Origin of the sequence: Pseudomonas marincola (genome assembly GCF_900682675.2) — a bacterium.
Classification (GTDB): Bacteria; Pseudomonadota; Gammaproteobacteria; order Pseudomonadales; family Pseudomonadaceae; genus Aquipseudomonas; species Aquipseudomonas marincola.
On sequence record NZ_LR215729.2, the window covers coordinates 2065267 to 2077379 of the forward strand.

Annotated in this window: 11 protein-coding genes; 8 read left to right on the forward strand and 3 right to left on the reverse strand. The window is 57.5% G+C overall.

The annotated features are described in order from the left end of the window. Positions 1-54 precede the first annotated feature (54 nt). Positions 55-846 (forward strand): TatD family hydrolase, encoded by a 792-nt coding sequence (locus PMYSY11_RS09690; protein WP_069902182.1) that lies wholly within the window; start codon positions 55-57, stop codon positions 844-846. A 217-nt stretch (positions 847-1063) separates the two neighbouring features. Here the strand turns inward: PMYSY11_RS09690 and PMYSY11_RS09695 are convergent, their stop codons facing one another. After that, positions 1064-2197: an aminotransferase class V-fold PLP-dependent enzyme gene (locus tag PMYSY11_RS09695; RefSeq protein WP_150549029.1), complete on the reverse strand. Its 1134-nt coding sequence runs from the start codon at positions 2195-2197 to the stop codon at positions 1064-1066. A 75-nt stretch (positions 2198-2272) separates the two neighbouring features. Between PMYSY11_RS09695 and PMYSY11_RS09700 the strand changes: the two genes are divergently transcribed. Together PMYSY11_RS09700 and PMYSY11_RS09705 are read left to right on the forward strand one after the other, a co-directional pair. Next, positions 2273-2911 (forward strand): TetR/AcrR family transcriptional regulator, encoded by a 639-nt coding sequence (locus PMYSY11_RS09700; protein ID WP_150549030.1) that lies wholly within the window; start codon positions 2273-2275, stop codon positions 2909-2911. A gap of 111 nt (positions 2912-3022) precedes the next feature. Then, positions 3023-3919: a radical SAM protein gene (locus tag PMYSY11_RS09705; protein WP_150549695.1), complete on the forward strand. Its 897-nt coding sequence runs from the start codon at positions 3023-3025 to the stop codon at positions 3917-3919. Positions 3920-3929: 10 nt separating this feature from the next. On the opposite strand, the gene PMYSY11_RS09710 is transcribed toward PMYSY11_RS09705, so the two are convergent. Next, a complete protein-coding gene (locus tag PMYSY11_RS09710) occupies positions 3930-4973 on the reverse strand; it encodes a GGDEF domain-containing protein (RefSeq protein ID WP_090511137.1) in 1044 nt (347 codons plus the stop codon). Between the two features lie 277 nt (positions 4974-5250). Between PMYSY11_RS09710 and PMYSY11_RS09715 the strand changes: the two genes are divergently transcribed. Then, positions 5251-6069, forward strand: coding sequence for a pyrroline-5-carboxylate reductase family protein (locus tag PMYSY11_RS09715; RefSeq protein WP_150549031.1), 819 nt, complete (start codon positions 5251-5253; stop codon positions 6067-6069). Positions 6070-6087: 18 nt separating this feature from the next. Here the strand turns inward: PMYSY11_RS09715 and PMYSY11_RS09720 are convergent, their stop codons facing one another. Further along, entirely contained in the window at positions 6088-6471 is a 384-nt protein-coding gene (locus PMYSY11_RS09720) for a DOPA 4,5-dioxygenase family protein (RefSeq protein WP_150549032.1), read from the reverse strand. Between the two features lie 179 nt (positions 6472-6650). On the opposite strand from PMYSY11_RS09720, the gene PMYSY11_RS09725 reads away from it, so the two are divergent. The 4 genes from PMYSY11_RS09725 to PMYSY11_RS09740 all read left to right on the forward strand — a co-directional run bounded on the left by PMYSY11_RS09725 (position 6651) and on the right by PMYSY11_RS09740 (position 12113). Next, a complete protein-coding gene (locus tag PMYSY11_RS09725; RefSeq protein ID WP_239655566.1) occupies positions 6651-7247 on the forward strand; it encodes a nucleotidyltransferase family protein in 597 nt (198 codons plus the stop codon). 264 nt (positions 7248-7511) lie between these two features. Next, positions 7512-10343, forward strand: coding sequence for a xanthine dehydrogenase family protein molybdopterin-binding subunit (locus PMYSY11_RS09730; RefSeq protein ID WP_150549033.1), 2832 nt, complete (start codon positions 7512-7514; stop codon positions 10341-10343). Continuing rightward, positions 10336-10875, forward strand: coding sequence for a (2Fe-2S)-binding protein (locus PMYSY11_RS09735; protein ID WP_150549034.1), 540 nt, complete (start codon positions 10336-10338; stop codon positions 10873-10875). The genes PMYSY11_RS09730 and PMYSY11_RS09735 overlap by 8 nt, the downstream gene beginning before the upstream one ends. 2 nt (positions 10876-10877) lie before the next feature. Then, positions 10878-12113 (forward strand): c-type cytochrome, encoded by a 1236-nt coding sequence (locus tag PMYSY11_RS09740; RefSeq protein ID WP_150549035.1) that lies wholly within the window; start codon positions 10878-10880, stop codon positions 12111-12113.

Genomic DNA, 12113 nt, shown 5'->3' on the forward strand with positions numbered 1-12113 from the left:
CGCATTGATTGCGGCCTTTTGCATTGACCCAATTGTTGAAGATTAAGAATTGTTATGTTGATTGACTCGCACTGCCACCTCGACCGCCTGGACCTTGGCGCCCACAACGGCTCGCTGGACGCCGCTCTGGATGCCGCGCGTGCACGTGGCGTCGGCCACTTCTTGTGCATTGGCGTCAGCGCGGAAAACGCCGGCGCGGTCAAGCAGATGGCCGAGCGCTACAGCGACGTCGATTGCTCGGTAGGCGTGCATCCGCTTGACCTCGAGCCGGGTGCAGCGCCGGCGATGGACTGGCTGCTGAGTGAGCTTGAGCATCCCAATGTGGTCGCGATTGGCGAAACCGGCCTCGATTATCACTACGAGCCGGAAGCCGCCGAGTTGCAGCAGGCCTCTTTCCGTTTGCACCTGCAGGCGGCGCAAACCACGGGCAAGCCGGTGATCGTGCATACCCGCGGTGCGCGTGCCGATACCCTGACGCTGTTGCGTGAAGCGGCCTTGCCGCAAGCCGGCGTGCTGCATTGCTTCACCGAAGACTGGGACATGGCCAAGGCCGCGCTGGATCTGGGCTTCTATATCTCGTTGTCGGGCATTGTCACCTTCCGCAATGCCGAGGCGCTGCGTGAAGTGGCCCGTCAGGTGCCGGCCGATCGCTTGTTGGTCGAGACCGACTCACCGTATCTGGCGCCTGTACCGCATCGCGGCAAACCCAACCTGCCGGAATACGTGCGTGATGTAGCCGAGTATCTGGCCGTGTTGCGCGGCGTTAGCTACGAGACGCTGGCCGAGCAGACGGGCGCGAACTTCAAGCGCCTGTTCCCGCTGGCCCGGGTCAACCTGCAAGGCTGAATCGCAGGCAAAAAAAACCCGGGTTCTGGGGGATGAATCCGGGTTAAGACCATTAGGAGTAAATCAAGATGCGCGGTCCACGGCACCTTGGCTGACAGCACACTTGGGGGGAGATGCGCCGTCAGTACTCATCAGTATTGGCTATGTTGGGCAATCTTCCAGCCCAATAACCTCGGTTTTTAAACGGATTTGGAATACCGGTGCAGCGCTTGAGTTCTCATATTCCGCTCAGCTTGCGCAAAATCCTCAAAGTGTCCTCGATAACTTTTGGTTCGGTGTAGAAGTGCGGGGAGAAGCGAATGCCTTTACCACGCGGGATACACACCACTTGCTCGGCCATGAGCTGCTTGTGCAGGGCATGATTGTCGTGCCCATCAACGGTGAAGTTGATGATCCCGGCGCGTCGTTCAGGCGCTAGCGCGCTGTGCAGCTGCACGCCAGGTATCTCGCCCAGTCCGTCGATAAGCCACTGTACGCGCTGCTCAAGGGCGTTGCCGACCTCAGCCATCGTCACCTCTTCAAGTAGCGACAAACTGGCTTCCAGCGCCATTGTGCCTAGCATGTTCGGGCTGCCGCATTCAAAGCGCCGTGCGCTGTTAGCGGGTTGCCATTCGGTACGCTGGTAATCACCCATGTGTTCGAGCATGTGCCAGCCAAACTCGTGGAGCGTGAGCTGGTCGCGCAAATCACTGCGGCAATAAAACACCCCGAGCCCTTCAGGGCCGAGCATCCACTTGTGGCCGTCGGCCATGGCGAAGGCGCATTGGCAGGCCTGCACATCAAAGGGCAGGGCGCCGATCTGTTGAATCGCGTCTACGCAGAACAGCACGCCGCGCTCTTTGCAGCCCTGGCCCAGGCGTGGCAGATCCAGACGCAAACCGCTGGCAAACTGCACGGCACTCACCGACATCAGGCGGGTGCGCGGCCCGCAAGCCTCCAGCAGGTTGGTTTCAGGGTCACCCTGTTGCAGGTTGACCTGAATGATTTCGACGCCTTGCGGTCGCAGTGCTTCCCAGACGATGCGATTGGAGGGGAATTCTTCATCGCTGATGATGATCTGGTCGCCGGCCTTCCAGTCGAGACCGAAAGCGACAAAAGACAACGCCTCGGAGGTGTTCTTTACCAATGCGATGTCGTCGGTCGATGGCGCATTGAGCAACCGGCTCAGGCGCTGGCGCAGTTTATCTTCTACCTGTATCCAGCTTGGATAATCACGTGCGCCGCGTTGCGCATTCTCCTCGGCGAAGCGTGCAACGGCGCTTACAGCGCGTTTTGGCCAGGGTGCAACAGCCGCGTGATTGAGGTAGCGAAGGTCAAGAAGTTGCGAAAATTCGTCATGAAGTGCGTACATGGTCGGATGATCCGTGCATTTTTGCGTTAGTTAGGCATAATAGCCGGCTTCGATTTTTGACCACTTAGTCCTTTTATGCAGAAAGAACCCCGTAAGGTCCGCGAGTTTCGCCGCCGTGAGCAAGAGATACTCGATACCTCGCTGAAGCTGTTCCTTGAGCAAGGCGAAGACAGTGTAACTGTCGAAATGATCGCCGACGCTGTTGGTATCGGTAAAGGCACGATTTACAAACACTTCAAATCCAAGGCGGAGATCTATCTGCGCCTGATGCTCGACTACGAGCGTGATTTGAATGAGTTGCTGCATTCGGCTGATGTTGACCGCGACAAAGAGGCATTGTCACGTGCCTATTTCGAATTCCGCATGCGCGATCCGCAGCGCTACCGTTTGTTCGACCGCCTCGAAGAGAAGGTGGTGAAGGGCAATCAGGTCCCGGAAATGGTCGAACAACTGCACAAGATTCGTGCGTCCAACTTCGAGCGCTTAACGCTGCTGATCAAGGGCCGTATCGCTGAAGGCAAGCTGGAAGACGTGCCGCCATACTTCCATTACTGTGCTGCCTGGGCACTGGTACACGGCGCTGTTGCGCTGTACCACTCGCCATTCTGGAGCAACGTGCTGGAAGATCAGGAAGGCTTCTTCCAGTTCCTGATGGACATCGGCGTGCGCATGGGCAACAAGCGCAAGCGTGACGGCGACAGCGGCCCGGCCTGACCGCAGACCTGAACTGTCGCAATCAAGTCGCGCAGCCCTGCGCGACTGAGCCGCTGGCCCGGCCATTCAACTGCCGGGCGCAGCTTGAATATCACCGCTACGGCCATCGGATTGCTTATGTCTGAATTCCCGATTTCCTACATCGAACCGGTATTTCGCCCACCCAGTGAGGCGCACTCGCTGATCTTGCCGGTCACCAATGGCTGCTCCTGGAACAACTGCACCTTCTGCGAAATGTACACGCAGCCGCAGAAGAAGTTTCGTGCCCGCGATGAGGCACAAGTTCTCGACGAAATCCGCAAGTCTGGCGAGCAACTGATCGTGCAGCGCGTATTTCTTGCGGACGGCGATGCGTTGGTACTGCCGACGCGCCGATTGCTGAATATCCTTAACGCCATTCGCGAAAACATGCCCGAGGTCAATCGGGTGTCGAGTTATTGCCTGCCGCGCAACCTGCGCAAGAAGTCGGTGAGCGAACTCAAGGAATTGGCGGATGCCGGATTGGGCATGGCGTATATCGGCTGTGAGTCTGGCGACGATGAAGTGCTGGCGCGCATCAACAAGGGCGAGACGTACGAGTCGAGCCTGAGTGCGCTTGAGAAGCTGGGCGAGGCGGGCATCACCCGTTCGGTGATGATCCTCAACGGTTTGGGCGGCAGTGTGCTCAGCGAGCAGCACGCGGACAATTCAGCACGTTTGATGAACGCCGCTCAACCCGAGTTTCTTTCGACCTTGGTGGTCAGCTTCCCGCAGGGCGATGCGCGTCTGCGTCTTGGCTTTGAAGACTTCAAGCAATTGGATCAAGCGCAATTGTTTGTTGAAATCGAACGCTTGCTGCAAGGGCTGGAGCTTAACAATACGGTATTTCGCAGCGACCATGCCTCGAACTACCTGGTGCTGAAAGGCAACTTAGGCGCCGACAAGCAGCGCCTTCTGGCTCAGGTTCGTGAGGCCATCGAACGACCGCAGCAAGCGCATCTGCGCAAAGAGTGGCAGCGCGGCTTGTAATTCAGCCCAATCAGGCGAGCGTCGTATCGACGCGATTACGCCCGGCTGACTTGCTCGCGTAAAGGGCATGGTCAGCGCGGGCTATGGCGTCGCTGAGCATCTCCTCCGGCTGGTACTGAGTGATGCCGATCGAGAGTGTCACGCGCACCTGCAGCTGATCACTGTCAATCACCAGCTCCTGAATTGCCTGGCGTATTCGCTCAGCGCTGGCGTTTGCCTGGGCCAGATCGGTTTCCGGCATCACCACTAGAAATTCCTCACCGCCCCAGCGGCCAATGAAATCCTGCTCACGAATCGTGCATTTGAGTCGCTCACTGACGGCTGCAAGTACGCGGTCACCCATGTCGTGCCCGTGCTGATCGTTGACCTGCTTGAAGTGATCGATATCCATCAGCATCAATGTCAGATTGCTCGGCCGGCGATGCTGGCGCGCCAGCTCTTTCTCGGTCAGGGCAATAACATGCCGGCGATTGAGCAGGCCCGTCAGAGAGTCAGTCGTCGCCATCCGCGCCAGATTCTTGTGCGCGTTGGTCACCGTAATGACGTAAAACAGCGCCAGATAGCTGAACATCAAGAACACTACAGTGAGGTTGAATACATGCACGCCAAGCAGAGCGTTGGTGGAAATCGGTTGCAGCGGCTCGACGTACCACATGATTACGTCCAGCGCGACGTAATAAGCCCACAGGCAGGCTGCAAGTATCCAGGCGCTACGTGCACGCATCGACACGAACAGCGCTGGAATGAACATCAGCAAGTAGTAGTGAAAGCCGCTTTCCCAGCCGACCAGCAAAGTGCCCAGGCAGGCATGAACCAGCACCTCGGTGCGAATCAACATGATCGCCAGGCGATTGCGGCGTTGCTTGAAGGCGCGATAAGCGTAGACATACATCGCCACGCTGATGACGTTTACCCAGGCCAGAATGGGCGAGCCCAGCGCCAGAAAAATAAAGAAGAAGGCCACGTCCACACTGCCGGCCAGCTGGCAGCAACGTATGCAAAGCGCCCAGAACTCGGGGCGGGCGTCTCGTGTATGCGGGTTTTGTGTGTGCATCCCTTGCAACTGAGCTGCTCCCCAAGTGCCGGTTATGGTTCCGGTGTGGTATTTGATTTGGTGGCTAATAGCCATTCTCGCAGCGCACCCGAAATGTAGCCAATCGTCAGCGGATTAGCCAACGGTTTGCATTGTTTACGCCTGATAAGTTAATTCGCGGTTACGGCGGTGAGGCGGATGCTCAGAAGCGTGATGCGCCAGTTCATCGCGGGTGCTGTTACCCTGAATCGGGCAAGGGTTTGACCTGAACCCATCAGATGTTAAAGGACTGTGTTCAATGACCGGACAGACAATAGGCGTCGTTGGCGGAGCGGGGTGGTTGGGCCGCTCGATTGCCGCTGCATTGGTTGGCAGCGGATTTGTACAGCCGCAGTCGATGATTCTATCGAGCCGCTCCGGCAAGCTCAGAGAGCCGGTTGAGGCCCTTGGCGATGTGCGCGTGACTGATGACAACCGGTTTCTGGTCGCGCACAGCGATGTGGTCATCCTGTCGGTCCGGCCAGAAGATTTGGCTTCTGTACACATTAACGTGCAGGACAAATTGCTTATCTCGTTGGTCGCCGGTGTACCGCTTGCGGACATCCAATTATTCACCGGCGGTACACGTGTGGTGCGTGCAATGCCCAACGCGGCGTTGGAAATCGGTAAGTCTTACACGCCGTGGTTGGCCAATGAGCAGGTGGATGCCGTGAGCCGATCCTTTGTCCAGCAACTGTTCGCCACCTGCGGCTATGCAGATGAAGTGGCCGACGAGGCGCAGCTTGATTACCTCACCGCGTTGTCTGGGACTGGGCCTGCGTATCCGGCGCTGCTCGCTCAGACGCTGTATCACGATGCGCTGGCCCATGGCGTGTCCGAGCACGTTGCACGGCGGGCGGTTAACGGCGTCGTGTTGCATGCCAGCCAACTGATCAATCAGGGGCGCAGCTTCGAAGAGCTGCTGGAGACACTGAAGAACTATCGTGGCGTCAGCGCCGCTGGCATCGAGGGAATGCTGGCTGATGGCTTTGAGCGCAGTGTGAGTGGCGGCGTCAACCGCGCGTTCGGGGTCGCCCAGTCGAAGTTGTTCGACGTTCACAAAACCCGGCAGGGCTGACCCTGAGCGAACGCTGCATCAGAAGCTGTAATGCGGCGTCTCTTCTGGCAACACCGAAAGATCGAGCGGGCGGACTGCGCCCATCCACATGGCGCGATCGCGGTGATCAACAAGGTCGTTGCCGGTAATCGGGTGAATGAACACCACAAGACCCTTACGATTAAGGGCAAGCCAGGGAATGAACTGACCGAACAGCTCGGGTTTGAATGCCAGCTGACAGCTCCAGTCGGGATGCGGCCCTACAGGTTTTTGATGAATGCGGCCCATCTTTAAGGGGAACAGGGAAGCGGCCTGCTCGCAGAGTTGCCGGGCCAATTCCAGTGTCTCTGCATTGAAGTAGACGTGGGCATGAAAGCCGATGATGCGCGGCGTGTCAGTTGGGCTTTCTGCTGCTGTGGTCACGAAAGCAAAGCTCCTCAAATACAGGTTAGTCGGGCGGTGTTAATACGTTTTTAACGCCTGCGGCGCGGCGCATCGTTAGTATAGAGTCGCACGCAGCTTTAATTGTGCCTGCAAATATCGGGTGTTTGCTTGCAAGCCTGAGCATCCATTTCACGCAAATCAAGTATCGGTTAGGAGGCGTGAGCAACGTGCAGCACTCGCAGGTTGAAAAAATCCGCACGGTAGCAGGGCTGGTTCTCGCGGCTGGTTTTTCGCGCCGTTTTGGCGCTGATAAACGCATCGCTGAATTGAACAATGGCCAAAAGCTACTGTCAGCAAGTTTGCGCCTGCCGTGTTCACTGCTGCAGGACGTTTGGGTGGTTGTGCGTCCGGACGATGATCTTGAGCCGTTGCAAATACCTCAGTCCAGTCACGTTGTGCGCAGCGAAAGAACTTATGACGGAATGGGGCACAGCATTGCCAGCGGCATGCGCGCAGTTGAAGAGCAGTCGAGCGCAGCTGCTGTGGCAATTTTTCTTGGCGATATGCCGTGGATTAATCCAGAGACGTTGCACACGCTGATTGAGCGGGCATCGGCTGATCAGATTGTGGTGGCGACCTACCGAGGTCAGCCCGGCCACCCGGTTTTATTCGGTCGCAAATTCTGGGCAGAGATGCAGGGGCTGACAGGAGACACCGGTGCCAAAGCGGTAATCCAGGCGAATTCACAGGCGGTACAACGGGTTGAGGTGGATGATCACGGAATTCTCGCAGACATCGATTTGCCTCAGGGCTAACGCTCGCATCACGCCCGTCACTCTCCCGCCTGCAGCGGTTTTCACACGTCTTGAGCCCTCAAAACCGGGCTGTCTGTTGCCGCTCAGGCGGGACTACATGTAACAAAATGTTTGCGATTAATGCAGAAATCTATAACTTAACCCCTAAGTCAGCTTTGTTGAGTCGATAGGCTTGCCGGCCTGCTCGCACATGCCTAGGCAAACTGCGAGGCTGAAAAGTACATACTCAAAACGGCGGAAAGATAACCGCCCAGAGGATAATCAATGTCCAACCGTGATATTTCCCGACGCTCGTTTTTGCAGGGCGGGTTGGTGGCTGGCGTGAGCGTTACGCTTATGCCGCTAAGCAATCCGGCCCTTGCTGCCTTGAGAGAAAACAGTGTCACCGTGCCGCCCGAACAATGGCTCGGCAATAATGGCAAAGCCCGCGCGCGCAGTGATGCGATGTCGAAGGTCTGTGGCAGCAAAGTTTTCGCGCGCGACATTCGCGCCAAGGACATGCCCGGCTGGCCCGAACAGCAGGGTCATGCCATGTTGCTGAAAACCACCAAAGCCGACCATCTGTTTGCGGGCATCGACCTGACATTCCTCGGCGCTGAATTGCAGCCTGACCGCACGGTAACCGCCGAAGACTTGAGCAAGGATGGCATCGTCTTTCCTGAAGACCATGCGCCCGATCCACTGCTTCCCGTCGGCCAGGTGCCGATGTTTATTGGTCATCCGGTAGCGATTCTGATCTGGCATGACTTCGAGCGATTCCGCCAGGCCAAAGCCAAGCTCAAGTTTAATGACAAGGCTATCCGCTATGGCGAAAAAGCAGCGCTTTACACCACCGATCCTTACGGCAGTTTTCGCTATGTCCGCGTAGGTGGTAAGACATCTGCTGATGGAGATGAGTTTGCCAGCCTCAAGGATTCGATTCTGTTTCCAATGCTGCGAAACCGGCGTCCGGTGTGGAACTCGCAACCTGATCTGCACGGCAACCTGACCGAGCGCGGGCTGTTTTATGCCGAGCGCATGAAGCAGCAGATTGATAGCCCGCCGGATAACTGGCTGGTGTTCGATGAGCGCTACAAGACACCCTCGATTGAACCAGCGGCGCTGGAGCCAGACAACGGCAATGGCTGGTACGACCCCGCCAGCAAAACCTTGCACTTTGTGGTGGCGACGCAATGCCCGCATGAAGCGGCTACCGAAACCGCGAAGATGATCGCGCCGTCGCGATTTAGTCTGGCGCAACTCAATGTTCACCCCGGTTACACCGTGGGTTATGGCTCTAAAGACCACAATATTTTCGTTTATTACGCGGCGCTCGCGGCGTTGTACGGCAACGGTGTGCCGGTGCGGCTGGCGAATGACCGTTACGAGCAGTTCCAAAGCGGAATCAAGCGTCATCCGTTCGATATCCATTACCAACTGGCCGTGGACAAGAACGATCACAGTTTCAAGATTTTCCGTTCCGAGATGACCGTCGATGGCGGCGGGCGGGCCAATTACAGCTCGTCGGTGGCGGCGGTTGGCGCCACGGCTGCGCAATCGATTTATTACATGCCGCAGAACGATTTGCAGGTCACAGCCTTCCATTCGCGCGGCGTGGAAGCAGGCTCGATGCGTGGCTACGGCACGCTGCAGAGCATGGCCGCGACTGAAATGATGGTCGATGAAATTGCCGGCCGGCTGAATATTGATGCCATCAAGTTGCGCCAGAAAAATGCCATGGTTTCCGGCATGAAGAATACCCAGGGCGCTGTGCCGGCCGGGGCGTTGCGCTTGCATGAAATTCTCGACAAGGCGGCAGTTCATCCGGTCTGGAAAAACCGTGATGTGATCAAGCAAGAACGTGAGGCCGCCGACCCGGATAACTGGTACGGCGTCGGTTTTGCAATCTGCCAGAAGGATTTCGGCACCGGTGCGGAAGCGCCAATGGCGAGTATCGAGTTCACCGCAGACGGCGACGTCAGCCTGCGTCACATCGGCATCGAAATTGGTACGGGCATGGCCACTTCGCAAGCGCTGGTGGTCGCGGATTTCCTTGGCGTTCCGGCAGCGCATGTGAAAACCGGTGAAACCGAATGGGACGAGCTGCAGCTCACCTCCGGCGGTAACCCTTACACCATGAGCCAGGCTGAGCAGAATGAGTTTTTGCGTAACCCGCGTTGGGTCGGCAAGCTGGCTTCTGCATCCTCGGCGACCAACTCCGCGTATTACTTTAGCCACGCCACCCGCGAAGCCGCTCGGGTACTGTTCAATCACGGTCTTTGGCCAGCTGCGTTACAGATCTGGCGGCAAGGCCCTTATGGCGGTCAGGCCAATCCCTACGTGGTGCGTCGCGAAGACGCGCACTGGGTCGACGGCAAGCTGACGGCCAATGGCATGCAGCCGTTGAGCTTTGAGATGCTGGCCAAACGTGCCCACGAGCAGGGTTTGGTGACGGGCGCCACCGTACATGGCTTCAACCGCTGGAGTTGGGCTGAGGCTGAATTCAGCATTGACGGCGTGCGCGAGCGTTTGCCGCTCGACAGCCTGGCAGTCAAATACGGCGATGGCGCTGTCAGCGTTAAGAAAGCCCAAATGAATAGCGCTGGCTTCCACTTGCTGGACCGGCAGAACGTGCATTACCCCGATGTTCAACTGAACAACGCGGCGGTGACTTACTACAGCCCTGTCGCGACGCTGGTTGAATTGAAGGTCAACAAAGGTTCTGCCGAGGTGCAGGTGCTCAATCATCACTCATGGGTTGAGTGCGGCCGGGTATTGGTAGAAGAGCTGGTCAGGGGGCAGCTTGAAGGCGGCATCGCCATGGGCATCGGCCATGCGTTGTTGGAGGAAATGCCTTTCTATGAAGGCGGGCCGGGTGAGGGCGACTGGAATTTCAACCGTTACCGCCTGCCGCTGGCCAAGCATGTGGCGGTGTGGAAGCAGACGGCCGAAATTCTGCCGCCGTTGTCGGCGAGCGATCCGTCCAAGGGCATTGCCGAAGTGGTGATGATCCCGGTGGTCGGCGCAATCGGTAACGCTGTTGCCCATGCAATCGGCAAGCGCGTACGCGATTTGCCAATCTCGCCAGCTCGCATCAAGGAGGCCCTCAATGGCTAAGCATCCGCTGCAAATGACAATCAACGGCAAGCCCGTCGACGCGGTGGACATCCCTGATGACCTGCCGATGATTGATTACCTTCACGAATACAACAACCTTACTGGCTCACGCCTCGGCTGTGGTCAGGGCATCTGCCATGCCTGCGTGGTGATCGTTGATAATCCGGACGGTACCAGCGAAGAAGTGCGCACCTGTATCACCGGCGCGCATTATTTCGCGGGTAAACAAATTCGCACGATTGAGGGCCACGCGAAGCGCGATGAACAAGGTGTGGTCACCGAGTTGAACCCTATCCAGCAACGCTTTGTTGATGAGTTTGCGTTCCAGTGCAGTTACTGCGCGCCGGGCTTTGTTAACGCGGCAACCGTTCTGGTCGAAAAACTTCAACGCCAACCCGTTGCCAAGAGTCAGTTGGAACAGGTCATTGAAGAAAGCCTGGGCCATCACATTTGCCGTTGCACCGGCTACGTGCGCTATTACAGCGCCACCCGCAATGTGTTGTCCGATCTCGGCCTGGTCAAGGAGGGTTAAGCATGAAGCATTTACTGACCCGCATCACCTTGGCGGTTGGTTTGGCTGCGCCGTTGTTGCAGGCGCAGGCGGATGATCAGGTAGAGCGCGGTGAGTACCTGACCCGGGCGGCTGACTGCATGGCGTGTCACACCGCACCGGGCGGCGCGCCATTCGCGGGTGGGCTGGCGATTGAGTCGCCATTCGGCATCATTTATGGCACCAACATCACCCAAAGCAAAGAACATGGAATCGGGCTGTATACCGATGATGAGTTCTTTGCCGCGCTCACCGAAGGCAAGCGGCGTGACGGCGCCAATCTTTATCCGGCAATGCCGTACACCTCGTATCACCTGATGCCGCGTGAGGACTCAGACGCGATTCACGCCTACCTTAAAACCGTCGCGCCGATCGAACGTGACGCTCCCGAAACCAGCCTGAGCTTTCCGTTTAATGTGCGCTTGGGGTTAACCGCCTGGAACCTGATGTACGCCGACGATCTTCAGCTAAAGCCCGCCGAGGATAAAAGCGCGGCCTGGCAGCGTGGGCAATACATGGTTGAGGTGATGGGGCATTGCGGCGAATGCCATACCCCGCGCAGTGCAACCGGCGCCATGGAAGTCGATAAGCACTTAAGCGGCGGCCTGCTCAATGGGTATCTGTCACCCAGCTTGCTGGCTGATGATCTGGCGAACCGTGGCTGGAATCATCAGGATCTGAGCACGTTCCTCAAGCACGGCATGAGCTCCCAGGGCACGATGTTCAATGAGATGTATCCGGTGTTTCACAACAGCACTCAGTTCCTTGACGATAAAGACCTGGCGGCAATGGCGACTTATCTGCTGGGCGACACACCGCCAGCGGCTAAAGTCGTCGAAACACGGGCTCTGGATGATTTGAATGACAGTGCCAAACGCGGCCATCAGCAATACCTCAATGTATGCGCCGGTTGTCACGCGCCTGAGGGTGAAGGCAAACCGCACATCGCGGTCGCCATGCGCGGCAACACCACCGTGCGCCTGGATGATCCGCGCAACTTACTGCGGGTGATTGAAGACGGTATTGATGAGCAGCAGTTCTCCGGGTTTGAGCGTATGCAGCCGATGCCGGGCTTCGCCGATAAGCTCGACCAGACGCAGCTGACCGACCTGCTCAATTACCTGCGCCAACGCTGGGGCGGGCAAACCGGCGAGTTGGCGGTCAGCGATGTGCAAAAGCTGCAAGCCGATAAGTCTGATACGCATAGCAAGGCTGACTGA